This is a genomic window from Enterobacter sp. PL1, assembly GCF_945957325.1.
GTDB lineage: Bacteria > Pseudomonadota > Gammaproteobacteria > Enterobacterales > Enterobacteriaceae > Enterobacter > Enterobacter roggenkampii.
The window spans coordinates 1-24,578 of sequence record NZ_CAMFKT010000011.1 but is presented as its reverse complement, the minus strand read 5'-3'; the positions used below and the strand labels follow the sequence as shown (position 1 = coordinate 24,578).

Here is a 24,578-nt window from a genome sequence, read left to right as displayed (position 1 = left end):
TTTCACAGCTCCGGTTGACTGACAACGACGGAAAAGGCATAAGTTAAAGCGAAATATTATTAGCCATCCGGATGTCCAGACATAACATCGGGTTAGCGCTTGCTAAAAAAGGACAACACCATGAGCAACACCGATATCCGCGTCGTGCCTGGCCCGGCGAACTACTTCTCCCATTCCGGAAGCCTTGCGCGTCTGAATGACTTCTTTACCCCGGAGCAGCTTTCCCGCGCGGTGTGGATTTACGGCGAGCACGCTATCGACGGCGCGCGCCCGTTCCTGCCGGAGAGCTTTCACGCGCCGGGAGCGAAACACCTGCTTTTTAAAGGCCACTGCAGCGAGCGCGACGTCACCCATCTGGTGGACGAATCCGGCAGCGACGCCAGCGTGGTGATTGGCGTCGGCGGCGGCGCGGTGCTGGATACGGTCAAGGCCGTAGCGCGTCGTCTGGGGGTGCCGTTCGTGGGCATCCCCACCATTGCTGCCACCTGCGCGGCGTGGACGCCACTCTCCGTCTGGTACAACGATGCCGGTCAGGCGCTGCAGTTTGAGATCTTCGATGACGCCAACTTCCTGGTGCTGGTGGAGCCGCAGATCATTCTCAACGCCCCGGCCGAATACCTGCTGGCGGGTATCGGCGATACGCTGGCGAAGTGGTACGAAGCGGTGGTGTTGGCACCTGAGCCGGAGAACCTGCCGCTGACCGTGCGGCTTGGCCTTAACGGCGCGCTGGCGATCCGCGACGTGCTGCTGGAACACAGTGAGGAAGCGCTGGCCGACCAGCAGCGCGGCGAACAGACGCAGGCGTTCCGGGACGTGGTGGACGCGATTATCGCCGGCGGCGGGATGGTCGGCGGTCTGGGCGAGCGCTATACCCGCGTGGCGGCGGCGCATGCGGTGCACAACGGCCTAACCGTGCTGCCGCAGACGGAAAAATACCTGCACGGCACCAAGGTGGCCTACGGCATTCTGGTTCAGAGCGCCCTGCTCGGCCAGGACGACGTGCTGGCGCAGCTGGTGGCGGCGTACCGCCGCTTTAACCTGCCGACCACGCTTCGCGCGCTGGACGTCGATATTCACAACCGTGACGAGCTGGATAAGGTGATAGCCCACACCCTGCGTCCGGTGGAGTCAATTCACTCTCTGCCGGTGACGTTAACGCCCGACGTTCTGCGCGCCGCGTTTGAGAAGGTGGAATCCTTCAGCCGTTAATCGCGCCGACAGGCTATACCTAATGATGATTCTCACCACTCTCGTCACGAGGTCATCATGCAGATCGATTTAACAGGTAAAAAGGCGCTGGTTACCGGCGCCAGCCGTGGATTGGGTCGGGCTATCGCGCTGTCGCTGGCACGCGCCGGTGCCGATGTGGTTATTACGTATGAAAAATCCGCCGATAAAGCCCAGGCGGTCGCCGATGAAATTAAGGCGCTTGGGCGGCACGGCGAAGCGATTCAGGCCGACAGCGCCAGCGCGCAGGCGATTCAGGATGCCGTCACCCATGCAGCGCGTTCCCTTGGCGGGCTGGATATTCTGGTCAACAACGCGGGTATCGCGCGCGGCGGCCCGCTGGAGTCCATGACCCTGGCGGACATCGACGCGCTGATCAACGTCAACATTCGTGGCGTGGTGATCGCCATTCAGGAAGCACTGGTGCACATGTCCGACGGCGGGCGCATCATAAACATCGGCAGCTGTCTGGCGAACCGCGTGGCGATGCCGGGCATTGCCGTTTACTCGATGACCAAGTCTGCCCTTAACTCCCTCACTCGCGGCCTGGCGCGCGATCTGGGCCCGCGCGGCATTACCGTTAACCTGGTGCATCCCGGCCCCACCAACAGCGATATGAACCCGGAAGACGGCGAACAGGCGGAAGCCCAGCGCCAGATGATCGCGGTCGGCCACTACGGCCAGCCGGAAGATATCGCGGCGGCGGTCACCTTCCTTGCCAGCCCGGCCGCCGGGCAGATCTCCGGCACAGGGCTGGATGTCGACGGCGGGTTGAACGCCTGATCGCACCTTTTCTGCAAGCCTCTGTCGCCCGGCAGAGGCCTTGTCGAGCCGCCTCGATGTTTCGCTTTTTACCGCTTACTTCCGTTTTATGTCCGCTCTACAGTACCTCATAAGAAATTCGGAATTTATCTAATAGTCTTATTATTTCCTTATAATTTGTGTGGGCGTACAGTGGAGGTACGGATGAAGATTGTCTGGTCTAATGGTGCAAAAAAAGCTTTTTCCAGAATTGACGAGCGGTATCAACGCCGCATTGAGGTAAAGCTTGCCGAACTGGATGACCTCTCGGCACCCCGGCCCGATATCAAAAAAATATCGGCGACAGAAAATCATTTCCGGCTACGCGTTGGCGATTACCGCATCATCTATACGCTTCGGGACGATCCCGATAACCATTGTTATGTTTTAGCCGTCAAGCGCAGAACTTCAACGACTTACCTGCATGAGGAGAAAGCCACCTATGGCTGTTCAGCTAATTAAGGACGATAACGGTAAAACGCAGTATGTGGTTATTCCTTATCACGAATACTTCCGCATGTGCTCACAGATGGCAGAGATCGACGACTAAACCGATGACGATCTGGAGGATATTGAGGTCGAACACGATAGTCTGGATGACGTGGAATTGCCCGGAGACGTGTGCAGCATCATGACCTGGCAGAACGTCAGCCTGCAGGCCGCGTGGCGTATCCTGCGCGGGCTATCCCAGCAGGAGGTGGCGGAGAAACTCGGCATCAGCCAGTCCGCCGTGTCACAGCTGGAAGCGCTGGACTCCCGTCCGCAAAAGCGCACCCGCGAAAAGCTGGCGGCGATCTACGGCTGTAAGCAGGAGCAGATCAGCCTCTATCTCCCGAAAGAGGGTTAACAGCACTTCGCCCCGCCCTTGCCGCCGTAGCGGGCGTCCTGGCGGTCGCGGAAAAATTCTTCGTAGGTCATGGGCGTCTGGTCTGGATGATTGACGCGCATATGCTCGACGTAGTTGTCGTAGTCCGGCACGCCAATCATCATTTTGGCGGCCTGGCCCAGGTACTTACCGGCTTTGGAAAGGGTGTCGAACATAGTTCTGATCTCACAAGAAATGTAGGCCGGGTAAGCGCTAGCGCCACCCGGCACAAAGGTTAGTGCGCCCCTTTCGCCTGGGTCACAATCTCTTCCAGGTTTTCAGGCATGGGCTCATACGGCGTCTCTTTCGCCGTTGGCGCGTCGACTTTCAACGCCGCCAGCGCGGTCCTGAGAGAATACAACGCCAGCACCACGACCACCACCATAAAGAAGATGGTCAGCCCGGCGTCCAGACGGTTGTTAAACACCAGCTGCGACAGCTGCGATTCGGTGTACTGCGCCGGGATCTTGCCGCTGTCGATCATCGCCTGGAACTTGTTGGCAATCGCCAGGAAGCCCACCTTGTTGTCCGGGCTGAAGGCCTTCTGCCAGCCCGCCGTCAGGGTACAAATCAGCAGCCACGCGGTCGGCACCAGCGCCACCCACGCATAGCGCTGGCGCTTCATCTTGAACAGCACCACCGCACAGAGCATCAGCGCCATGCCCGCCAGCATCTGGTTGGCGATGCCGAACAGCGGCCACAGGGTGTTAATCCCGCCCAGCGGATCGACCACGCCCTGATGCAGGAAATAGCCCCACGCCAGCACGCACAGCGCCGTCGCCAGCAGGTTAGCCGGGAGCGAGTCGGTCCGCTTCAGGTTCGGGGAGATGACGCCCAGCAGATCCTGCAGCATAAAGCGCGCCGCACGGGTTCCCGCATCCACCGCCGTCAGGATAAACAGCGCTTCAAACAGAATGGCGAAGTGATACCAGAACGACACGTCCATCAGCCCGCCCAGCGCGCCGTGGAGAATATACGCCATGCCGACCGCCAGCGTCGGCGCCCCGCCCGCGCGGGAGATAATCGACTGCTCGCCCACTTCGCTGGCGATATGCGTCAGCGTTTCCGGGGTAATGGCAAAGCCCCAGCCGCTCACCACCTGCGCGGCAGACGCTACCACGTCAACGGTTCCGGCCGGGGCCAGTACCGCCATCGGGCTGTTCATCGCAAAGTAAACGCCCGGGTCGATAATACAGGCGGATACCAGCGCCATAATCGCCACGAAGGACTCCATCAGCATGCCGCCGTAGCCAATCAGGCAGGCCTGATTCTCGTTGGCCAGCATCTTCGGCGTGGTCCCGGAGGCAATCAGCGCGTGGAAGCCCGACACCGCACCGCAGGCAATGGTAATAAACAGGAACGGGAACAGGTTGCCGGTCCAGACCGGGCCGGTACCGTCGATAAATTTGGTTAATGCCGGCATGGTCAGCGTTGGGCGCATAATCAGAATACCGATTGCCAGCCCGACGATGGTGCCGATTTTCAGGAAGGTAGAGAGGTAGTCACGCGGGGCCAGCAGGAGCCATACCGGCAGCACCGCCGCCACAAAGCCGTAGCCCACCAGCATCCAGGTCAGCTGTACGCCGGTAAAGTCGAAGAACGGGGCCCAGGTCGGGCTTTCCGCCACCCAGCCGCCGGAGATAATGGCGAACACCAGGAATACCAGGCCAATCACCGACACTTCACCAATGCGGCCCGGACGCAGGTAGCGGATGTAGATCCCCATGAACAGCGCCAGCGGAATGGTAAAGGCAACGGTGTACGTCCCCCACGGGCTGTGGGTCAGCGCTTTCACCACAATCATCGCCAGCACCGCGAGGATAATCACCATGATCATAAAGGTCGCCACCAGCGCAATCACCCCGGCAGTGGCCCCCATCTCCTCTTTCACCAGCTCACCCAGCGAACGTCCGTCGCGGCGGGTAGAGACGAACAGCACCATAAAGTCCTGCACCGCCCCCGCCAGCACCACCCCGGCGAGGATCCAGATCATCCCCGGCAGGTAACCCATCTGCGCCGCCAGCACCGGCCCCACCAGCGGGCCTGCCCCGGCAATCGCCGCAAAATGGTGACCGAACAGCACTTTCTTGTCGGTCGGCACATAGTCCAGACCGTCGTTATGGCGGACGGCAGGCGTCATGCGCGTTGCATCAACGCCCAGGACGTTCTTGGCGATATAGCGGCCATAAAAACGATAGGCGATCAGGTAAACGCAGACCGAGGCAACGACGATCCAGAGCGCGTTGATCTGCTCCCCTCGGTTGAGGGCGATATAGCCCAGGGCAAAAGCTCCCACAACGGAGAGCCCTGCCCATGTAAGGTATTTCCCTGAGTTGTTCATAGTTGTTGTCCGTTGTCGTGAAACAGTGAGATGTTACATTTTGTTTCTAGAACAACCGGAAAAATTTAACAACTTTGAAACGCAATAATGCGTGGTCAAACCAGAGATTTACACCACAGTGTTAAGCCGATCACTTTGATCTGAGTTAGCCCAACACCATCGTACTCAACCGGCAGGTACAGCACCGCCGCCCCTGCTCGTCGAAGACCCCAATCTCCCAGCTCTGGCTCGAACGCCCAAGATGCAGCGGCTGACACACGCCGCGAACCTTGCCGTGGGATACCGCCCGATGATGCGTGGCGTTCAGCTCCGTGCCCACCACGCTCTGCCCGTCGCGGGTCATCAGAAATCCGGCCATTGAGCCGAGCGTTTCCGCCAGCGCCGCCGACGCCCCGCCGTGCAGCAGGCCAAACGGCTGATGGGTACGCGCATCCACCGGCATCTCCGCTTCCAGGGCGTCATCCCCGAGGCGGGTATAGACGATGCCCAGGTTCGCCACCAGGGTATTCACGCTGGTGGCGTTCAGCTCCTCAAGCGATAAATGACGTTTCCAGATCATTTACGCCCCCAGCGTGGAGCCGCCGTCCACCACGATATCCTGCAGGGTGATATGGCTGGCGGCATCGGAGGCAAGGAACAGCACGGTCGCAGCTATCTCCTGCGGGCGGGCAATTTTGCCCAGCGGGATACCGAGCTTAAACTGCTCGCCGAAGCCGCGAATGCGCTGCTGCTCCGCATCGTCGCTTTTCCACAGGGTGCGTTGCATATCGGTGTCCGTTGAGCCTGGCGACACCAGGTTACAGCGCACGCCGCTGCCCGCCAGCTCCAGCCCGACGGTCAGGGCCAGGCTTTTCAGCGCCGCTTTCGATGCGCCATAGGCGCTCATGCCGATGCGCGGCGCGTGCGCCGCGTCGGACGCCACGGTAACAATCGCCCCGCCCTGCTGACGGCGGAACTGGCCCATGGTCTGCTGGAACAGGTTGAATGCGCCGCCGACGTTGACCGCAAAGGTATCCTGCCAGTCTTCCTGCGAAAGCTGGTCCGTCGCCCCCATGCGCAGAATGCCCGCCGCGTTGACCAGCACGTCCAGGCGGTCGAGCGAAGCCAGCACGCGCCCGCACACCTCATGCACCTGCCCGGCATCCGCCACGTCCAGCGTTTCGGTGGCAAACGGATAATCATCCTGCGGGAAGGCCAGATCGAAGCCGGTCACCTGCGCGCCGGCTTCGGCAAACGCCAGCGCCGTCGCGTAGCCAATCCCCTTCCCCGCGCCCGTCACCCAGACGGTTTTACCGGTGAAATCAAACACCATCACTTCACCTCGCGGGAGAGCAGCGCCCACCAGGCGTCGAGTGTGGGATTTTTGGCCAGCATCACGAAATCGATATCGCCGTGTACTTTGCGCCAGCGGGCGGCCAGCGCCATCATGCGCACTGAATCCAGGCCGTAGTCGATCAGGTTTTCGTCATCCATCGGCTCGTCGGACTCGTCCAGCAGCGGCAGGATCAGCGCGCGCAGCGCGGCTTTCGTTGCCGGAACGGACGGCAGCAGCTCGTCGGTCATCACCACGCGGCCAGAACGTCCTGCCACGTATTTCAGCGACATCAGGTGCTCGTCGCGGGTGAAGTCCGCCAGCGCGTCGGCAATAAAGAACGGCTTGATGTCGCGCATAAAGGCATCTGTGGCGGTGGTCATGCAGCCGATGTGGGCGTAAACGCCGGTAATCAGCAGCTGGTTGCGGCCGGTCTCCTTCAGCATCTGCTCCAGCGGCGAGCGGTGAAACGCGCTGTAGCGCCACTTCACCAGCACGGTGTCCGCTTCGTCCGGCGTCAGTTCAGCCACGATGCGCTGCTGCTCCGGCGAGCGGGTCAGGCCCGGCCCCCACATGTCGTTCAGGAGGGCGCGGTCTTCATCGCTCTGCTCTTTCGGCTGCGCGGTGTAGTACACCGGAATATTGTGTTCTTTGCAGTACGCGCGCAGTCTGGCGATGTTCGCGACTACCTGCTGCATCATGTCGCTATTTTCACCCCAGAAGTTCAGGAAATACTCCTGCATATCGTGGATCAGCAGCGCGGCGCGCTCCGGTTCAAACGCCCAGTTCACCTTGCTGGTCGGCAACTCTGCGGCGGTCGGCAGCGCGTAAGCGGTTAATTTTGGAATGGCCATACTCTTTTCCTCAGCCCCGGGCGCGTTCAGCAAGCCACAGGCGCAACTGTTTCTTATCAACTTTGCCGACCGGCGTCAGCGGGAGCGCATCCACGCTCTCCACGCGGTCCGGCAGCTTAAATTCGGCGACGCCCTGCTCGCGCAGGAAGCGACGCACCTCGACCGCGCGCAGGGGCTGTTTCACCACCAGATACGCGCAGCTCTTCTCGCCCAGCAGGCTGTCCTCCATGCTCACCAGCGCGGCGTGGATCACCGACTCATGGCGCAGCAGCAGGTTTTCGATCTCCTCGGCGGCGATCTTCTCGCCGCCGCGGTTGATCTGATCTTTCTCGCGCCCCTGCACGGTGATGTAGCCCTGCTCGTCAATGGCGATCAGATCCCCGGAGCAGTAAAAGCCGTCGGCGTCGAAGGCGCTGGCGTTGTGTTCCGGGCTGTTGAAATAGCCGCGGAAGGTGTACGGGCCGCGCGTCATCAGGCGTCCGACCTCCCCACGCGGCAGCGGGTTGCCGTGCTCGTCCGCCACCCACACTTCGTCGTCCGGGCACATCGGGCGGCCCTGGGTGTTGATGATGCGTTCCGGGGCGTCGTCGAGCGCGGTGTAGTTCACCAGCCCTTCCGCCATGCCGAACACCTGCTGCAGCTGGCAGCCAATTTCCGCCGGAATACGCGCCGCGAGCGTGGCGGAAAGGCGCGCGCCGCCCACCTGCAGCAGCTTCAGTGATTTAAGCTGCGCGCTGTCCGCCCCGTCGGCAATCGCCTGCAGCCAGAGGCTGACGGCAGGCGGCACCAGCGAGGTGACGTTAATCTGATGCTGTTCAATCAGCGGGAAGCAGAGCGTGGCGCTCGGATCGTTCGCCAGCACCACGCAGCCGCCCGCGGTAAAGACGCCTAACGACCCCGGCGAGCTCATGGCGTAGTTGTGCGCCGCGGGCAGCGCGTTCAGGTAACGCGTTTCGGCGGTAATGCCGCAGATCTCGTTGCTGCGACGAATGCTGTAGTCATAGTCGTTGTGCGTTCGCGGGATCAGCTTCGGCGTGCCGGTGCTGCCGCCGGAGAGCTGGAAAAACGCCACCTCGTCGGCGGGCGTCGGGTTGGCAATAAAATTGTCCGCCGGGCGGGTAATCGCCGCCTCCAGCGCATGCTCGCCCCCGTCACCGCGAAGCAGGACGACGCGTACCGAACGGTGTTCACCCACGAAAGCGTTGAGGAAGTCATCGCCCGCAAACAGCGCGTGGTCGCGATCGGCGATCAGCACGGCGGGTTTGATCTGCGCCGCGTAGGCGTTGAGTTCGCTGCGCTGATGGCTAAAGAGCGCGTTCACCGGCGCGACGCCGATTTGCAGCAGCGCGAAGAAGGTCATGTAGAACTCGGCCACGTTGCCAAGCTGCACCAGCGCCGTCTCGCCGCGCTGCAATCCTCGCGCCTGAAGGGCTGAGGCCAGGTTGCTTACGGCCTGATTCAGCGCGCGGTAGGTAATGCGGCGATCGCCATCGATAATCGCCACCGCATCGCTGTCCGCCCGATCCGTCAGGATGTGGGTCAACGGCAGATCCTGCCAGTAGCCTTTTTCACGGTAGCGGCGGGCAAAATCCTCAGGCCAGCGGGTAAAGGGAATGGTCATGAGTCTTCCTTAGTGCAAACCAAAAACGTTAAGCATGGTGGAGAGCTTCACGCCCGTCTCGCGCCACTCGCCCACCGGGGAGGAGGCAGGCACAATGCCCGCACCGGCAAACAGGCGAACGGTATTTTCGCGAAGACGCGCGCAGCGGATGGTCACCACCCACTCGCCGTTGCCTTCGCTGTCGCACCAGCCAACGATGCCGCCGAACAGCTCGCGGTCGAACGGCTCCAGCTCGGCAATCAGCTCTTTCGCCGCCTGATGCGGGAAGCCGCTCAGCGCCGGGGTCGGGTGCAGCAGGCAGGCCAGCGTCAGGGCGTTCTCGTTTTCACGCGCCTCGCCTTCTACCGGCGTTGCCAGATGCCACAGCGTCGGCGTGGTAATCAACTGAGGAGAATCAGGCATGCTGAGATGGTGGCTGCGCGGTGCCAGAATGGCCTTCATCGCCTGGGTGACCAGGTCGTGCTCGTGACGGTCCTTTTCGGAGGCCAGCAGCTTGTTGCCCGCCTCGCGATCCAGCACATCGTCAGGCTGACGGCGCGCGGAGCCCGCCAGCGGCAGCGAGCTAAAGTGCGCCCCCTCTTTGCGCAGCAGCAGCTCCGGGCTGGCGCCCAGCAACACCCCGCCGTCTTCCAGCGGCACGTGGAAGTTGAAGCTCGCCGGGTTCTGGGCGATCAGGCGCTCCATCAGAGCGCCGCTGTCCAGGCGTTTGTCGGTCGCGATATCAATCAGGCGCGACAGGACCACCTTGTTCACCTGCGGCGTGGCGGTCAGCGACGCGGCGCGAGCGACCATCTCTTCGAAGACGGGCTGCGGCGGGATCTCGGCGCGTTGTGCCACCTTCAGGGCCTGCGCGCCGGAAAAATAGCGTGCGGACTGCTGACGTGCGGGACGGGAAAAGGTCTCCCAGCGTTGCGGAATAAACAGCGACGAGGGCTTGCGGGTATCGAACGGGATCGCCCCCACCATCACCGGGTGAGCAATACCGCTGGCTTTTGCCGTGCGGAAGGCCTGGGCTAATTTTTGCTGGAAGCGACCCGCCGGATCGTCACCGCCGACGGCGGGTTCACTGAAGCGGGAAAAGCAGCCGGACGTGGTAAAGCTGCGGTAAGGCGACATAAAGAAAAAACGGTCTGATTCCAGCGTGGTTGCGGCGTGCTGAACTTCCTCAGCCAGGGACGTATCCATATCATCCTCCTCAAAATGATAAAAGAAGCAATAATGATTATCATTTATATTTTCGTCGGCTAACCTAATCCCACATCGCTTCGCTGTCAACCGTCGGGCAAATAACTTGCGCGACAAAAGCTTGCATCCCGTTGCGGCAAATATGAAAATGAGAAGCATTATCTCCAACAAAAACAGGATCCCGCGCTGTGAAATTCCCTGCCGTTTTCCGTAATCCCCTGCTTTTATTATCACTTTTTGTTTTAGGACTTACCTCAGCCGCTGCCGCCGACTGGCCCCGTCAGGTGACCGACAGCCGCGGCGTTCACACGCTTGAGAGCAAACCGACGCGCATTGTCTCCACCAGCGTGACCTTAACCGGCTCCCTGTTGGCCATTGACGCACCGGTCGTCGCCAGCGGCGCGACCACGCCGAACAACCGCGTGGCGGATGGACAGGGTTTCCTGCGCCAGTGGGGCGATATCGCGAAGCAGCGCAAGGTTGCCCGGCTGTATATCGGCGAGCCGAGCGCTGAAGCGGTGGCCGCGCAAATGCCTGACCTGATTTTGATCAGCGCCACCGGCGGGGATTCCGCGCTGGCGCTGTACGATCAGCTTTCCGCCATTGCGCCGACGCTTATCATCAACTACGACGACAAGAGCTGGCAGGCGCTGCTGACCCAGCTGGGCGCGATCACCGGACACGAAAAGCAGGCCGCCGGGCGCATTGCCGCGTTTGATAAACAGCTCGCGCAGGTGAAACAGCAGATGACGCTGCCGCCGCAGCCGGTGAACGCCATCGTCTACACCGCCGCCGCGCATTCCGCCAACCTTTGGACCGCCGAATCGGCGCAGGGCAAACTGCTGCACCAGCTGGGCTTTACGCTGGCGGACCTGCCTGCCGGGTTGCAGACCTCAACAAGCCAGGGCAAGCGCCACGACATTATCCAGCTGGGCGGTGAAAACCTGGCGACGGGGCTGAACGGCGAAGGGCTGTTTGTGTTTGCCGGCGACGAGAAAGACGTGGCGGCGATTTACGCTAACCCGCTGCTGGCGCACCTGCCGTCGGTGAAAAACAAGCGCGTGTGGGCGTTGGGAACCGAGACGTTCCGCCTGGATTATTACAGCGCGATGTTGGTGTTGCAGCGTTTAGAGGCAATTTTCGGGTAATGCCTGCGCCCGGTGGCGCTTTGCTTACCGGGCCTACGGGTGCAAAATGTAGGCCGGGTAAGGCGCAGCCGCCACCCGGCAAATCACACAGGGGCACTCTCCTGCCTGAACCGGCGCAATTCCACCAGCGCCACCAATAAGATCACACCAACCATTGCTAACACAAACCCGCTGCTGCTCGCGGACGCCGCCGGGGTCATTATTGCCCCCAGCCCGCCGAGGATCGCCGCGCCAATGGCATCGCCCGTGACGTTCTGCGCGGTCCACAGGCCGTTAATGCGCCCGAGCATTCCTTCCGGCGTCTGGGTCTGGATCAGGGTGTACTGCAGCAGCGAGCTGATGGCGCTCAGCCAGCCGAAGATCACCAGACACATCACCCCCAGCACCCAGACCGGCATCAGGCTGAAGAAGCCAATGGCGATAAACGAGGCCAGCGTGGCAAGCAGCATAATCAACCCCGGCCGCGCGCTCTGCGCCAGGTTGCCGCTGGTGAGCGCCCCGCAGGCCGCACCGAGCGGAATGGCGGCGTAGAGAATGCCTATTTCCGAGGCGCTCATCTGCCACTCGCCCGCCAGCGCCGGGTAGAGCACGCGCACCGCGCTCGCCATCGTCAGCAGGCCGCCGAGCAGCGCAATCCCGCCAATCAGCGGGTTGCTGAACAGGAAACGAATCGCGGCCATCAGGGACTTCAGCGGATGCTCGCGCGGCTGCGGCGGAGGTGGCAGCAGCGGCAGGCGCAGCAGCGTCAGCGTGGTGATAAAGGTCCCCGCCGCGGCCAGGCCGTAGTTCCACGCCACGTTGCCGGTTGCCAGCAGCAGGCCGCCCACCATCGGCGAAATCACCGAGCCGAGGCGCACGGTGAGCATGGTGATCGCCCCCGCCTGCATCAGGTTCTCGCGCCCGACCAGCGCGGGCGTCGCCGCCAGCAGCGCCGTCACGCCTAAGGAGGCAAAAAAGCCGTCCCACAGCCCGAGGGCATATATGGCCATCAGCGACGGCTCCGGCAGCATGGCGTTCAGACACAGCCCGATAAAACCCACGCCGCAGGTGCCGCGTGCCAGCAGGATCAGCTTTTTACGCTCGTAGCGGTCCGCCAGCACGCCGCCGACCATCAGGCCGATAAACATCGCCCCGCCGGTTAACGTCACCGATAACCCCACCAGCCAGCTGGAGTGGGTCATCGTCTGGATTTGTACCGGCACGGCCACGCCGAGCAGGCCGAGGGATAAAATGGAGATAAAGCGGGCAATAAACACGGCGCGATACGCCGGGTGCGTTTTAAGCAGGCTGAGGTTGAGCAGCCAGGATTTTTGATTCATGACAAAGCCTTGAGTGTAATTCTACCCATTCCATGGGCGCACATGCTAACATAGCCAAATAAGATAGATAACGATAATCACTATCATTATCAAATCATGGATGTTGCTATGTCGTTTTCCTCATCTTCGGTGCGCGCCGTTGCCGTGCCCGTTTTATTGCTGCTATTGAGCCTCGCGATTGCACTCAGCCTGCTGGTTGGCGCCAGGCCGCTGCCTGCGTCCGTTATTGTCGATGCGTTCTCCGGCACCTGTCAGAGCGCTGACTGCACTATCGTGCTCGACGCCCGCCTGCCCCGCACCCTTGCTGGACTGCTGGCCGGCGGCGCGCTCGGTCTTGCCGGTGCCCTGATGCAAACCCTCACCCGCAACCCGCTGGCGGACCCCGGCATTCTCGGCGTTAACTCTGGCGCCAGCTTTGCCATCGTGCTGGGCGCGGCGCTGTTCGGCTTCACCTCTCCGTCTGAGCAGTTGGTAATGGCCTTCTGCGGCGCGCTGGCCGCCTCGCTGCTAGTGGCGTTTACCGGCAGCCAGGGCGGCGGACAGCTGAGCCCGGTACGCCTGACGCTGGCGGGCGTGGCGCTTGCCGCGGTGCTGGAAGGCTTGTCCAACGGCATCGCCCTGCTCAACCCGGACGTTTACGACCAGCTGCGCTTCTGGCAGGCCGGTTCGCTGGATATCCGCACTCTTGAAACGCTGAAAGTGGTGGCGATCCCGGTGATGATTGCCGCCGCCGTAGCGCTGTCGTTAAGCCGGGCGCTGAACAGCCTGAGCCTCGGCAGCGACACCGCCACCGCGCTCGGCAACCGCGTCGCGCGCACGCAGCTGATTGGCCTGCTTACCATCACCGTCCTGTGCGGCAGCGCGACCGCCGTGGTTGGCCCGATTGCCTTTATCGGCCTGATGATGCCCCATATGGCGCGCTGGCTGGTGGGGGCGGATCACCGCTGGTCCCTGCCGGTCACGCTGCTGGCAACCCCTGCCCTGCTGCTGTTTGCCGACGTGCTGGGCCGCCTGCTGGTGCCGGGCGAGCTGCGCGTCTCGGTGGTCAGCGCCTTTATCGGTGCGCCGGTGCTGATCTTCCTGGTACGACGCAGACGCGGAGGTGGCGCATGATGGCTCCCTCCCGGCGTTTAGTCGCCTGCGTCTCCCTGCTGGTTATCGCCATTCTGCTGCTGGCAACGTGGAGCCTGCGCAGCGGCGCGGTGACGCTTGATTTCACCCAGGTGTTTGACGCCCTGCTCGGCAGCGCGCCGCGTAACATCACCATGGTGGTCACCGAATGGCGGCTGCCGCGCGTGGCGATGGCAATCCTGGTCGGCGCGGCGCTCGGCGTCAGCGGCGCGATATTCCAGTCGCTGATGCGCAACCCGCTCGGCAGCCCGGACGTGATGGGCCTCAATACCGGGGCCTGGAGCGGCGTGCTGGTGGCGATGGTGCTGTTCGGCCAGCACCTGACGGCCATTACCTTCACGGCGATGGCGGGCGGCATTCTGACGTCGCTGGTTATCTGGCTGTTGGCCTGGCGCAACGGCATCGACACCTTCCGGCTGATCATTATCGGTATCGGCATCCGTGCGATGCTGATGGCCTTTAATACCTGGCTGCTGCTGCAGGCCTCGCTGGAAACGGCGCTTTCCGCCGGGCTGTGGTACGCAGGTTCTCTCAACGGCCTGACGTGGGGCAAAACCTGGCCCGCCGCGCCGCTGATTGTGCTGATGTTTATCGGCGCGCTGCTGCTGGTGCGACGCATGCGGCTGCTGGAGATGGGCGACGACAGCGCCTGCGCGCTGGGCGTGAGCGTCGAGCGCTCGCGCCTGATGCTGATGCTGGTGGCGGTATTGCTGACCGCCGCCTCCACCGCCATCGCCGGGCCGATCTCGTTTATCGCCCTTGTCGCGCCGCATATCGCACGACGTCTAAGCGGGACGGCGCGCTGGGGATTAACCCAGGCGGCGCTGTGCGGCGCGCTGCTGCTACTGGCCGCCGATCTCTGCGCCCAGCGGCTGTTTATGCCTTACCAGCTTCCGGTGGGCGTGGTGACCGTCAGCCTCGGCGGCATTTACCTTATCGTCTTGCTCGTTCAGGAGTCACGCAAGAAATGACAGATTCAATCACCCGCTTGCGCGGCGAAAATCTCACCCTTGGCTACGGCAAAAAAATCGTTGCCCGAGACTTAACCGTTGCCATTCCGGACGGCCACTTCACGGCGATTATCGGCCCGAACGGCTGCGGAAAATCGACCCTGCTGCGCACGCTGAGCCGCCTGATGACGCCGGTGGAGGGGAGTGTCTTCCTGGACGGGGAGCAGATCCAGCGCTTCGCCAGCAAAGAGGTGGCCAGGCGCATCGGGCTGCTGGCGCAAAACGCTACCACGCCGGGGGACATCACGGTGCAGGAGCTGGTCTCGCGCGGGCGCTATCCGCACCAGCCGCTGTTTACCCGCTGGCGCAAGGAAGATGACGAAGCGGTGAACCGCGCGATGCGGGCGACGGGCATTACCGATCTCGCCCAGCAGAGCGTGGACACCCTCTCCGGCGGCCAGCGTCAGCGGGCGTGGATTGCGATGGTGCTGGCGCAGGAAACGTCGATCATGCTGCTGGACGAGCCGACAACCTGGCTGGACATCAGCCACCAGATTGATCTGCTGGAGCTGCTGAGCGAGCTGAACCGCACGCAGGGCTATACTCTGGCGGCGGTGCTGCACGATTTAAACCAGGCGTGCCGTTACGCCACGCACCTGATTGCCTTGCGCGACGGGGAGATTGTTGCGCAGGGTGCGCCGAAAGAGATTGTCACACCGGAGCTGATCGCGCGGATCTACGGTATGCGCTGCATGATTATTGACGATCCGGTGGCGGGAACGCCGCTGGTGGTGCCGTTAGGTCGGCGGTAATTGCCGGGTGGCGGCTACGCCTGACCCGGCCTACACTCGGCTCCCGTAGGCCGGGTAAGGCGTAGCCGCCACCCGGCGCTTTTGACGTTACCCCAAAATATTCCTCAACACTGGCCCAATTTTCTCAAACGCCTGCGGTGAAATGATATCCACGTGGGCGCAGTCCTGGCTGTAGACCTCCAGCTCGCCCACCCACGGCGCCCAGGCCGTATGCGGATCCATCGTTCGGGTACGTTCGGCAACAAACAGCGTTGCTTTACCGTCAAAGCGCGAACTGTGCGCCGTGGTGAGCAGCCGCACCGCATCGGCGTAGTTGTCTTCGATAGCGTTAAACAGCTCGCTGGAGCCCTGTCCCTGCTGGGCGGCGATAAACGCCTGCCGCTCGCGCTCGATCTCCGCCAGCACCGCCGGGTCGAGGCCGTTGGCCTCTTTTTCCGCCCAGTTCTGGGTTTCCGGCGGCCAGGTATCCAGCAGGCCGAGGAACGCCACCGCTTCACCCTGCTCGCGCAGGCGGGCCGCAATGCCCTGCGCCAGCGTGCCGCCGAGGGAATAGCCGAACAGGTAATACGGCCCCTGCGGCTGCTGCTTACGCAACGTTTTCAGGTGATGATCGATCGCTCCATCGAGATCCGCGCACTGCTGCATCGGGCCGTTTGGCCGCGGCGACTGAATGCCGACGATTGACCAGCGCGGGCTGAGGTAGCGCGCCAGGACGCTAAACTGCCAGGCAAAGCCGGACGCCGGATGGAAGCAGAACAGCGTCGGGCCGTCGCCCTCACGCAGCGGCAGAAGCGTTTCAAACCCCAGACGCTGCGCCTGCTCGTCGCTCATTTGCGAGTCCAGCAGCGCGCTAAGCTTACTCACCGTGGAGGCGACCATAATTTGCCCCGGCGTGACCTTGCGGTTGAACGCGCGGCTGAGCTGCGCCGCGAGGCGCATCGCCAGCAGCGAGTGGCCGCCGAGGGCGAAGAAATCCGCCTCAATGTCGCTGATCTCACAGCCCAGCAGCGCGGCAAACGCCTGCGCCACGGCGATTTCAGTTTCGCTTTCCGGCGCGCGACCGGAGGTTTTACCGGTCAGTTCCGGCAGCGGCAGCGCCTTGCGGTCGAGCTTGCCGTTGGCGCTCAGCGGCAGCGCGCTGATTTGCAGCACCACCACCGGCACCATATGCGGCGGCAACTGGGTTTTGAGCGAGTCCAGCAGCGCGTCGCGGTCCAGCGGTAAGCCAGATTCAGAAACCACGTACCCCACCAGCTGGCGGGCATCGCCGCCCGTCGCCGCCGCCTGGTTGAACACGCAGGCGTGCGCCACGGCCTGGGCCACGTCCGGCAGCGACAGCATCGCCCGGTCGATTTCACCCAGCTCGATGCGCTGGCCGCGGATTTTGAGCTGGTCATCGCTGCGGCCCAGATATTCCACCGCGCCGTTATCCAGCCAGCGGGCAACGTCACCGGTGCGGTACATGCGCTCGCCCGCAGCGAACGGGTCGGCGATAAAGCGGCTGGCGGTGAGATCGGGGCGTCCCAGATATCCCTGCGCCAGCTGGATGCCGGTGAGGTAGAGATCCCCCGCCACGCCGAACGGTACCGGGCGCATCATCGCATCCAGAATGCGCAGCCCCGTGTTCCACACCGGGAAACCGATCGGCACGCTGTTGCCTTCCACCGCCGCCAGCTCGGGCCCAAACGCCGGATACCAGCTGACGTCCACCGCCGCTTCCGTCGGGCCATAGAGGTTATGCAGCGGCACGTGCGTCAGCTGTTCCCACTCGCGGCACAGCGCGGTCGGCAGCGCTTCGCCGCTGCAGAACACCTGCTTAAGCGTGTTGCAGCACCCGACGTTTTCCGGCGTCAGCGAGGCAACAAACGCCGCCAGCATCGACGGCACGAAGTGGGTAGTGGTCACGCCGTAGTGCGCGAAGAAGCTCTGCATTGCCTGCGGGTCGCGGTGCGCGTCCGGCTCCGCCATCACCAGCTTCGCCCCGGCGATAAACGGCCACCAGAACTCCCACACCGACACGTCAAAGCTGCACGGCGTTTTCTGCGCCACCACATCGTTCGCGCCCAGCGGATAATGGTCCTGCATCCACTTCAGGCGGTTAACGATGGCGGTATGGCCGACCATGACCCCTTTTGGACGCCCGGTCGAACCGGAGGTAAAGATGATGTACGCCGTCTGCTCCGGCTTTGCCAGACGCAGCGGTTCAGCATCGGTGGCCGGTAAAAGCGTGTTGTAACTAAACGTCTCGACGGACAGATCGCTAAAGCGCGGAAGCTGTTCGTCGGTGGTAATGAGCAGGGACGGCTTCGCGTCCTCGAGCATCATCCGCAGGCGATCGTCCGGGTAGCCGGTGTCGAGCGGCAGCCACGCGGCGCCCGCCTCCACAATGCCGTGCAAGGCTAACGTCAGGAATACCGAGCGCGGCAGGGCCACCGCCACGCTGTCGCCCGGCTTCACGCCGCGCGCGCGCAGCAGGTTTGCCAGCGCGACCACCTGCTCGCGCATCTGGCGGTAGTTCAGTTCAGTATGGGCATCCGCCAGCGCGGGGGCGTCCGGCGTTCTGCTCGCCTGTTCCGCCACCAGATCCGCGAGCGTGGTGGACGGCAGCGCCAGCCCGGTATCGTTGATGCGCGTGAGCTTTGCGTATTCCTGCTCTGAAACGGTTTCCACCTCGCCGCAGCGCAGGTCAGGATTGGCCGCAAACTGCACCAGCATCGCGTTCAGGCGCGCCACGTGACGCGTCAGCGTCGCCTCGTCGTAGCGCTGCTTATTGGCGAGGATCTCCATGCTCAGCCCGCCCTGCTCGTCCGGGAACAGCGCCAGCTCAAGATCGTTCACCGGGCCGGTCGCCAGCGTGTGGGTAATGGCCTCCACGCCGTCGATATCCAGCTGGTAGTCGAACACTTTAACGTTCAGCACCGGACCAAACAGCGCTTCATCGCCTGCGGCACGTCCGCTGTCGCGCACGATCTGCTCGGCGTCGTAGCGCTGGTGGCGGCGCATTTTTTTCAGCTGGTTCGCCAGGCGCAGCGCCAGCGAGGGCAGGCTCTCCTGGGGATCGATATTGACCGCCAGCGGCAGGACGTTAAGCACCGGCCCGGTCGCGGTGAGCGCCGCGGATCCCATCCGGCGCATAAAGATAAACCCGGCGGCGTAGTCCAGCCGTCCGGTGAGGCGCCCCAGCCACAGCGCCACCAGCGCAAGCGCCAGGTCGGTGCGCTGTACCTGCCCTGCCGCCTGTGCAAGCTTGCTGAAAGCGCGGCCGTCGGCGGTAATTTTCAGACGCAGAATGTCGGTCGTGGCGGCGCGGCCCGGCAGCGGCGCGGAGGAGAGCGAGACCGGAGAAGGCAGCTCTTTGCGCTGCCCGGCCCAGAAGGCGCCGTCGCGCCGGTACGCCTCGCTGTCGCGATAGCGCTGATACTCGTCCACCACCTCTGCGAATGGCGTAAACGGGGATTCCGGCGTGGGTTCGCCCTTTTTCCACGCGGCATAAATCGCGGCGATCTGGCGGGTTATGGCCGGGAAGCTGAAGCCATCCACCACCAGATGGTGATAGCGTTGATACCAGTACCAGTGTTTTTCACCGACCTGAATCAGCTGATGGAAAGCGAGCGGCTGACCGGTGTCGACGCGCAGGTTCTGGTTAAGATCGGCGTCCATCAGCGCCACGGCGGCGGCGTGGGAATCAACGCGAACGATGGACGGTTCCGGCAGAATGAAGGTGTCATCCACCCACTGCCACGCCTCACCGTTGTCTTCCGCAAAGCGCATGCGCAGGGTATCGGCCTGCATCATGCCCGCGGCAATGGCTTTTGCCAGCAGCGGCGCGTCAATGTCGCCTTTCAGCTCGGTGTAGTGCGCCACGCTCCAGGCGTTTGGCAGCGTGGACAGCTGTTCCGCCATCCAGATCCCCGGCTGGGCGGCGACGAGAGGAAGACGGTTCATGCGTTCTCCCCCGCGAAATAAGACGGCTCAAGCGTCTGCCAGCGTTCCGCCAGCCACTGCTGGCACGCCTCCTGAGACTGTGCTTCGCACACCACGCCCCACCCTGCCGGCAGTTCGCACTGCTGTGGCCACAGGCTGTACTGCCCCTGGTCGTTTTGCAAAATGGCGAACTGTCCCTGCGGATTATCGAAAGGATTGCTGAATTCCATACAGACTCCGTTAGTGAATAAGCGGCTGCCAGAGGGTGATAAGCCCCTGCGTCAGCCCACCGCGCCAGCAAAGCGCATCGTGTCCGCCGTCAACCTGACGCCAGATAACCGGTTGGTGTGTGTGCAGTTCGGCATAAATCGCCTGATTCGCGCGGAAGATGAGCGGCTCGTTGCGCCCGGCCTCAAGAAGGATGCGTAACCCGCGAGGGGATATTTCGCCGGCTTTAAGTTGTTCGATTAACAGCCCGTCCTGCTGGCCGCCGCGGTGCGGCCACCAGTAGGAGCCGGACTGGCTAAGCACGCAGCCAAAACGCTGCGGCCAGTGCAGTGCGGCATAAAGGGAAGAGAGACCGCCAAAGCTTTGCCCTGCGACCACCGTACGGTCGGCGCGGTCGCTAAACGGCACGCGTTTTTTAACAAGGGGGAGAAGTTCTTCCTGCACCGCCAGCCAGAAATCGGAATTGCACGGCAGCTCGCGGTTGCGATGCTCCATGTCGATAACATCGATTAAGACGTAGACCGCAGGCGGCAGTTTGCGCTCGCTGGTGAGCGACGCCAGCGCAGGCCAGACCGGCATACTTTCGGCCCAGAACTGCCCGTCAAGCAGCACCGCCAGCGGACGTTCCGGGTCGTCGCCCCCGGTAGTGAAAATCCAGACGCGACGGCGATTTTTCAGGCGCACGCTTTCCCACTCAATGCAGACTGGCGGCTGATACGGCGTATCGGGATGATTCCACCCCGGCTGAACCGGTGCTTGCGGCATCTCCAGCGCGGAGACGGCATGGCCGCGCCCGCCGCGCCAGCTCTGCGGGTTCAGCGGGTCAGAAACCGCATGCGGCAGCAGCTTGCGCCACCCTTCGCGCAGCGCCATGCGCTCCGGCTGCTCACCTTCAAACACGACGCTGGCAAAATCGTTTTCATTCACGGAAGGGATAAAACAGTAGCTTCCGCGCCACTCGGGGCTGAACTCGCCCTGCCACTGCCAGACGTCGGTATCGGGAATGCGTTCGAGGGACTGCGGGCGGGCATTTTGATGGTGATCGGTCACGCCGGTGACGTAGAGCCAGACGCGTTTGATCGGTGACGTTCTTTGCGTTCCTGCCGGGTCACGCCACCAGAACGTGACGCGATAGTTTCCCTTTTCCGGCGTCCATTCAGGCCCGTTTTTCGACTGCCACCACGCTTCACTTCCCGTTGTTAACGCCGTCACCCTTATAACCTCATGTTTAACAGTCTTTTTTGTTTCAGAGCAAATTTTATTGATAATATTATTGATAACTATTTGCATTTGCAATAGCGTAGTGCCCGCGCTGTGGGAAGCGCTCATAAAACAACCACAAAAGCAGGACGTACAATGAATAAGAAGATTCACTCTCTGGCCTTGCTGGTCAATTTAGGGATTTATGGCGTCGCGCTGCCTGCTCTGGCAGACGACAACACCGCCTCTGCGCAGCACGAAGATACGATGGTGATCACCGCCGCCGAGCAGAATCTGCAGGCGCCGGGGGTATCGACCATCACCGCCGATGAGATCCGCAAAAACCCGCCCGCGCGCGACGTGGCGGAAATCATTCGTACCATGCCGGGCGTTAACCTGACCGGTAACTCCACCAGCGGCCAGCGCGGGAATAACCGTCAGATTGATATCCGCGGCATGGGGCCAGAAAACACCCTGATCCTGATCGACGGCAAGCCGGTGACCAGCCGTAACTCCATCCGTCTGGGCTGGCGCGGCGAGCGTGACACCCGCGGCGATACCGGCTGGGTGCCGCCGGAGATGATCGAGCGCATCGAAGTGATCCGCGGTCCGGCCGCCGCGCGCTACGGCAACGGCGCGGCAGGCGGCGTGGTGAACATCATCACCAAAAAATTCGACGACCAATGGCACGGCTCCTGGAACACCTACCTGAATGCGCCTGAGCACAAGGATGAAGGTTCCACCAAACGCACCAACTTCAGCCTGAGCGGCCCGCTGGGCGGCGACTTCAGCTTCCGCATGTTCGGTAACCTGGACAAAACCCAGGCCGACGCGTGGGACATCAACCAGGGTCACCAGTCTGACCGTACCGGTGCCTACGCCGACACGCTGCCCGCGGGCCGCGAGGGTGTAGAAAATAAAGACATCAACGGCGTGGTGCGCTGGGACTTTGCGCCGATGCAGTCTCTGGAATTTGAGGCGGGCTACAGCCGCCAGAACAACCTCTACGCCGGTGATACCCAGAACACCAACAACGACAATAGCTCCAGCGGCCTGGTGAAAAAGAACTACGGCAAAGAGACCAACCGTATCTATCGCCAGAACTTCGCGGTGACCTGGAACGGCGGCTGGGATAACGGCATTACCACCAGCAACTGGGCGCAGTACGAGCACACCCGCAACTCCCGTCTGGGTGAAGGGCTGGCGGGCGGTACGGAAGGCTTGTTCAACAGCAATAAATTCACCGACACCGATCTGGCCGACGTGATGCTGCACAGCGAAATCAACCTGCCGATTGATTTCCTCGTTAACCAGAACCTGACGCTGGGTACCGAGTGGAACCAGCAGCGCATGAAAGATTCCACCTCCTTCACGCAAACCCTGCAGGGCGGCACCATTCCGGGCATGAGTAACGATCGGAGCCCGTACACGTCGGCAGAGATTTTCTCCCTGTTCGCCGAAAACAACATGGAGCTGACCGACAGCACCATGCTGACCCCTGCCCTGCGCTTCGACCACCACACCATCGTCGGCAACAACTGGAGCCCGTCCCTGAACCTGTCGCAGGGTCTGGGGGATGACTTCACGCTGAAGATGGGTATCGCCCGCGCCTATAAGGCGCCAAGCCTGTATCAGACCAACCCGAACTACCTGCTCTACAGCAAAGGTCAGGGCTGCTACGCCAGCTCCGACGGCGTGGGCTGCTACATGATGGGTAACGACGATCTTAAGGCCGAAACCAGCATCAACAAAGAGATTGGTCTGGAGTGGAAGCGCGACGGCTGGCTGGCGGGCGTGACCTGGTTCCGCAACGACTACCGCAACAAGATCGAAGCGGGCTACGCGCCGATCGGCCACACCTCATCTGGTAAAGTGCAGACGGATATCTACCAGTGGGAAAACGTACCGAAAGCGGTGGTTGAAGGGCTGGAAGGCTCCCTGAACGTGCCGGTCAGCGACACCATTAACTGGACCAACAACATCACCTACATGCTGCAGAGCAAGAACAAGGAGACCGGCGACCGTCTGTCGATCATTCCGGAGTACACGCTGAACTCGACCCTGAGCTGGCAGGTTCATCAGGACGTGTCGCTCCAGTCGACCTTTACCTGGTACGGCAAGCAGCAGCCGAAGAAGTACAACTACAAAGGTCAGCCTGTGACCGGGTCTGAAAAAGACGAGGTCAGCCCGTACAGCATCGTTGGTCTGAGCGCGACCTGGGACATGACCAAAAACGTCAGCCTGACCGGCGGCGTGGATAACGTCTTCGACAAGCGCCAGTGGCGTGCGGGTAATGCCCAGACGACCGGGAACGCCACCACCGGCGCGTATATGTACGGCGCGGGGGCTTATACCTATAATGAGCCAGGCCGTACGTGGTATATGAGCGTGAATACGCGATTCTGATAAAGGCAACAACGCAGCCCTCTCCCTGTGGGAGAGGGCTGGGTGAGGGCATCAGGCCGGACTATTTATTGATAGAGGGGAAACCATGCACACCACCCACCGCACGTTCATTCTCGCCGGCCATACCGTACACCACGTCACCTTCGACCCAACCACCTTCACCGACGCCGATCTCCTCTGGCTCCCCCACCACGCTGAGCTTGCAAACGCCGGGCGCAAACGCAAAGCCGAGCATCTGGCAGGCCGCATCGCCGCCGCGCATGCCTTACCTGACCACACCGTGCCCGGCATCGGCCCCAGCGGTGAACCGCTCTGGCCGGAAGGCGTTTCAGGGAGCATCACCCACAGCGGCACGCAGGCGATGGCGGTTGCCGTCCGTTATCCAGACGCGCTTGTGGGTATTGATTGCGAAGCCATTCTTCCTGACCGAGAAGCCCGAGAAATCCAGGACGGCATCATTAATGCACAGGAAGCGATGTGCCTGACGCGCTCGGGCTACCCCTTTGCGCTGGCGTTGACGCTTGCATTCAGCGCCAAAGAGAGTCTGTTTAAGGCGCTCTACCCACGGGTGAAGATTTACATGGGTTTTGACTGTGCCCGCATAACAAGACTCAATGAGAAAACACTCACGCTGGCGCTGACCTACCCACAGGCTGAGTTTAAAGTAGGAACTCTATTTACACTTCACTGGCTGCTTCATGGCTACCACGCGATCACTTTGCTGTAACGCTCATCAGGTTTCGAAAATCTTCTTTCAGTCCATATTTGATTTATTTCTCACAACGCAAAAATCGTTTTTTAGGAATATATCAATCTTCTTTTCCATTTCGACAGGAGTAGGATAAAAACTCAATAACCATATTATTACAATGGATTTATAATGCCGGTAAATGAACGCATTATTCCCACCTCAGGAACCCCGATTAACCCAGGCGGTATCCGACAACTCACCATCGGTGAGATAGCCCTCGCGAAGACGCTTTACGGTTACAGTATCCATTATCATCTGGTGTGGGTGCACAGGGAAAGTTATCTTCCTTTTAATCTCCAGCCTGTCGATATAGCGATGAGTCCCAATGGTGAAATGTGGTTTAGAGAAGAAACTTATTCACCTGATTTCTCATTAGAGGACGACTTAGTTAAGAAGCATAGATTTATGCATGAAATGATGCACGTCTGGCAAACACAAAAAGGGATGTTTGTCAGGACCAGAGGATTATTTTCAGGTATTGCTGACTATACTTATAGTTTAGG

Annotated in this window: 21 protein-coding genes and 1 pseudogene; 11 read left to right on the top strand and 11 right to left on the bottom strand. The window is 61.6% G+C overall.

The genetic code is table 11. The features are described 5' to 3' along the window. The first annotated feature begins 120 nt into the window (after positions 1-120). The 4 genes and pseudogenes from N6P30_RS11835 (at position 121) to N6P30_RS11820 (ending at position 2,875) form a co-directional block, all read left to right on the top strand. Positions 121-1,209 (top strand): oxidoreductase, encoded by a 1,089-nt coding sequence (locus N6P30_RS11835; RefSeq protein WP_021242605.1) that lies wholly within the window; start codon positions 121-123, stop codon positions 1,207-1,209. A 57-nt stretch (positions 1,210-1,266) separates the two neighbouring features. Next, positions 1,267-2,010, top strand: coding sequence for an SDR family NAD(P)-dependent oxidoreductase (locus N6P30_RS11830; protein ID WP_008500999.1), 744 nt, complete (start codon positions 1,267-1,269; stop codon positions 2,008-2,010). Between the two features lie 183 nt (positions 2,011-2,193). Beyond that, a complete protein-coding gene (locus tag N6P30_RS11825; RefSeq protein ID WP_023293053.1) occupies positions 2,194-2,490 on the top strand; it encodes a type II toxin-antitoxin system RelE family toxin in 297 nt (98 codons plus the stop codon). Then, positions 2,471-2,875, top strand: a pseudogene (locus N6P30_RS11820) (helix-turn-helix domain-containing protein). The gene N6P30_RS11825 and the pseudogene N6P30_RS11820 overlap by 20 nt, the downstream one beginning before the upstream one ends. Here N6P30_RS11820 and N6P30_RS11815 read toward each other — a convergent pair. From N6P30_RS11815 to entC, 7 genes are all read right to left on the bottom strand, one after another. Beyond that, positions 2,872-3,069, bottom strand: a complete 198-nt coding sequence (locus N6P30_RS11815) for a YbdD/YjiX family protein (RefSeq protein WP_006809671.1) — start codon at positions 3,067-3,069, stop codon at positions 2,872-2,874. The pseudogene N6P30_RS11820 and the gene N6P30_RS11815 overlap by 4 nt on opposite strands. Before the next feature lie 59 nt (positions 3,070-3,128). Then, positions 3,129-5,234 carry a pyruvate/proton symporter CstA gene (cstA, locus tag N6P30_RS11810; protein WP_023293056.1) on the bottom strand — a complete coding sequence of 702 codons (2,106 nt, stop codon included), beginning with the start codon at positions 5,232-5,234 and terminating at the stop codon, positions 3,129-3,131. A 145-nt stretch (positions 5,235-5,379) separates the two neighbouring features. Then, on the bottom strand, positions 5,380-5,793 hold the full coding sequence (gene entH / locus N6P30_RS11805; RefSeq protein ID WP_008500995.1) for a proofreading thioesterase EntH: 414 nt from the start codon (positions 5,791-5,793) through the stop codon (positions 5,380-5,382). Continuing rightward, the gene (gene entA / locus N6P30_RS11800; RefSeq protein WP_032663971.1) at positions 5,794-6,546 is read right to left on the bottom strand and encodes a 2,3-dihydro-2,3-dihydroxybenzoate dehydrogenase EntA; all 753 of its coding nucleotides are present in this window, start codon (positions 6,544-6,546) and stop codon (positions 5,794-5,796) included. After that, complete coding sequence (locus N6P30_RS11795; protein WP_023293058.1) at positions 6,546-7,400, bottom strand: isochorismatase; 855 nt, start codon at positions 7,398-7,400, stop codon at positions 6,546-6,548. The genes entA and N6P30_RS11795 overlap by 1 nt, the downstream gene beginning before the upstream one ends. Positions 7,401-7,410: 10 nt before the next feature. Then, positions 7,411-9,021: a (2,3-dihydroxybenzoyl)adenylate synthase EntE gene (gene entE / locus N6P30_RS11790; protein ID WP_023293059.1), complete on the bottom strand. Its 1,611-nt coding sequence runs from the start codon at positions 9,019-9,021 to the stop codon at positions 7,411-7,413. Positions 9,022-9,030: 9 nt separating this feature from the next. Next, positions 9,031-10,206, bottom strand: a complete 1,176-nt coding sequence (entC, locus tag N6P30_RS11785) for an isochorismate synthase EntC (protein ID WP_023293060.1) — start codon at positions 10,204-10,206, stop codon at positions 9,031-9,033. Positions 10,207-10,394: 188 nt separating this feature from the next. Here entC and fepB point away from each other — a divergent pair, with 188 nt between their 5' ends. Further along, entirely contained in the window at positions 10,395-11,354 is a 960-nt protein-coding gene (gene fepB / locus N6P30_RS11780; RefSeq protein WP_023293061.1) for a Fe2+-enterobactin ABC transporter substrate-binding protein, read from the top strand. Positions 11,355-11,437: 83 nt separating this feature from the next. Here fepB and entS read toward each other — a convergent pair whose 3' ends face one another. Next, entirely contained in the window at positions 11,438-12,673 is a 1,236-nt protein-coding gene (gene entS, locus N6P30_RS11775; RefSeq protein WP_023293062.1) for an enterobactin transporter EntS, read from the bottom strand. 108 nt (positions 12,674-12,781) lie between these two features. Between entS and fepD the strand changes: the two genes are divergently transcribed. The 3 genes from fepD to fepC are packed head-to-tail and all read left to right on the top strand — an operon-like array spanning position 12,782 to position 15,566. Next, on the top strand, positions 12,782-13,786 hold the full coding sequence (gene fepD / locus N6P30_RS11770; RefSeq protein ID WP_023293063.1) for a Fe(3+)-siderophore ABC transporter permease: 1,005 nt from the start codon (positions 12,782-12,784) through the stop codon (positions 13,784-13,786). After that, positions 13,786-14,775 (top strand): iron-enterobactin ABC transporter permease, encoded by a 990-nt coding sequence (fepG, locus tag N6P30_RS11765; RefSeq protein WP_072207209.1) that lies wholly within the window; start codon positions 13,786-13,788, stop codon positions 14,773-14,775. The genes fepD and fepG overlap by 1 nt, the downstream gene beginning before the upstream one ends. Further along, positions 14,772-15,566: an iron-enterobactin ABC transporter ATP-binding protein gene (gene fepC / locus N6P30_RS11760; protein ID WP_023293065.1), complete on the top strand. Its 795-nt coding sequence runs from the start codon at positions 14,772-14,774 to the stop codon at positions 15,564-15,566. Before fepG ends, fepC begins: the two co-directional genes overlap by 4 nt. An 87-nt stretch (positions 15,567-15,653) precedes the next feature. Here fepC and entF read toward each other — a convergent pair whose 3' ends face one another. From entF to fes, 3 genes are read right to left on the bottom strand one after another with little or no spacing between them, the layout of a single operon-like run. Further along, positions 15,654-19,511, bottom strand: coding sequence for an enterobactin non-ribosomal peptide synthetase EntF (gene entF / locus N6P30_RS11755; RefSeq protein WP_023293066.1), 3,858 nt, complete (start codon positions 19,509-19,511; stop codon positions 15,654-15,656). Continuing rightward, complete coding sequence (locus N6P30_RS11750; protein WP_021242619.1) at positions 19,508-19,720, bottom strand: MbtH family protein; 213 nt, start codon at positions 19,718-19,720, stop codon at positions 19,508-19,510. The genes entF and N6P30_RS11750 overlap by 4 nt, the downstream gene beginning before the upstream one ends. A 10-nt stretch (positions 19,721-19,730) precedes the next feature. After that, entirely contained in the window at positions 19,731-20,930 is a 1,200-nt protein-coding gene (gene fes / locus N6P30_RS11745; RefSeq protein WP_023293067.1) for an enterochelin esterase, read from the bottom strand. Between the two features lie 144 nt (positions 20,931-21,074). Here fes and N6P30_RS11740 point away from each other — a divergent pair, with 144 nt between their 5' ends. The 3 genes from N6P30_RS11740 to N6P30_RS11730 all read left to right on the top strand — a co-directional run. After that, the gene (locus tag N6P30_RS11740) at positions 21,075-23,324 is read left to right on the top strand and encodes a TonB-dependent siderophore receptor (RefSeq protein ID WP_008500981.1); all 2,250 of its coding nucleotides are present in this window, start codon (positions 21,075-21,077) and stop codon (positions 23,322-23,324) included. A gap of 85 nt (positions 23,325-23,409) precedes the next feature. Further along, positions 23,410-24,051, top strand: a complete 642-nt coding sequence (gene entD / locus N6P30_RS11735) for an enterobactin synthase subunit EntD (protein ID WP_023293069.1) — start codon at positions 23,410-23,412, stop codon at positions 24,049-24,051. 153 nt (positions 24,052-24,204) lie between these two features. Next, on the top strand, positions 24,205-24,578 hold a 374-nt coding region (locus tag N6P30_RS11730), incomplete at its 3' end, for a type IV secretion protein Rhs (RefSeq protein WP_260629947.1).

Coding starts and splice junctions, on each gene's coding strand:
- N6P30_RS11835 (WP_021242605.1), top strand. CDS start 121: ATGAGCAACACCGATATCCGCGTCGTGCCTGGCCCGGCGAACTACTTC.
- N6P30_RS11830 (WP_008500999.1), top strand. CDS start 1,267: ATGCAGATCGATTTAACAGGTAAAAAGGCGCTGGTTACCGGCGCCAGC.
- N6P30_RS11825 (WP_023293053.1), top strand. CDS start 2,194: ATGAAGATTGTCTGGTCTAATGGTGCAAAAAAAGCTTTTTCCAGAATT.
- N6P30_RS11815 (WP_006809671.1), bottom strand. CDS start 3,069: ATGTTCGACACCCTTTCCAAAGCCGGTAAGTACCTGGGCCAGGCCGCC.
- cstA (WP_023293056.1), bottom strand. CDS start 5,234: ATGAACAACTCAGGGAAATACCTTACATGGGCAGGGCTCTCCGTTGTG.
- entH (WP_008500995.1), bottom strand. CDS start 5,793: ATGATCTGGAAACGTCATTTATCGCTTGAGGAGCTGAACGCCACCAGC.
- entA (WP_032663971.1), bottom strand. CDS start 6,546: ATGGTGTTTGATTTCACCGGTAAAACCGTCTGGGTGACGGGCGCGGGG.
- N6P30_RS11795 (WP_023293058.1), bottom strand. CDS start 7,400: ATGGCCATTCCAAAATTAACCGCTTACGCGCTGCCGACCGCCGCAGAG.
- entE (WP_023293059.1), bottom strand. CDS start 9,021: ATGACCATTCCCTTTACCCGCTGGCCTGAGGATTTTGCCCGCCGCTAC.
- entC (WP_023293060.1), bottom strand. CDS start 10,206: ATGGATACGTCCCTGGCTGAGGAAGTTCAGCACGCCGCAACCACGCTG.
- entS (WP_023293062.1), bottom strand. CDS start 12,673: ATGAATCAAAAATCCTGGCTGCTCAACCTCAGCCTGCTTAAAACGCAC.
- fepD (WP_023293063.1), top strand. CDS start 12,782: ATGTCGTTTTCCTCATCTTCGGTGCGCGCCGTTGCCGTGCCCGTTTTA.
- fepG (WP_072207209.1), top strand. CDS start 13,786: ATGGCTCCCTCCCGGCGTTTAGTCGCCTGCGTCTCCCTGCTGGTTATC.
- fepC (WP_023293065.1), top strand. CDS start 14,772: ATGACAGATTCAATCACCCGCTTGCGCGGCGAAAATCTCACCCTTGGC.
- entF (WP_023293066.1), bottom strand. CDS start 19,511: ATGAACCGTCTTCCTCTCGTCGCCGCCCAGCCGGGGATCTGGATGGCG.
- N6P30_RS11750 (WP_021242619.1), bottom strand. CDS start 19,720: ATGGAATTCAGCAATCCTTTCGATAATCCGCAGGGACAGTTCGCCATT.
- N6P30_RS11740 (WP_008500981.1), top strand. CDS start 21,075: ATGAATAAGAAGATTCACTCTCTGGCCTTGCTGGTCAATTTAGGGATT.
- entD (WP_023293069.1), top strand. CDS start 23,410: ATGCACACCACCCACCGCACGTTCATTCTCGCCGGCCATACCGTACAC.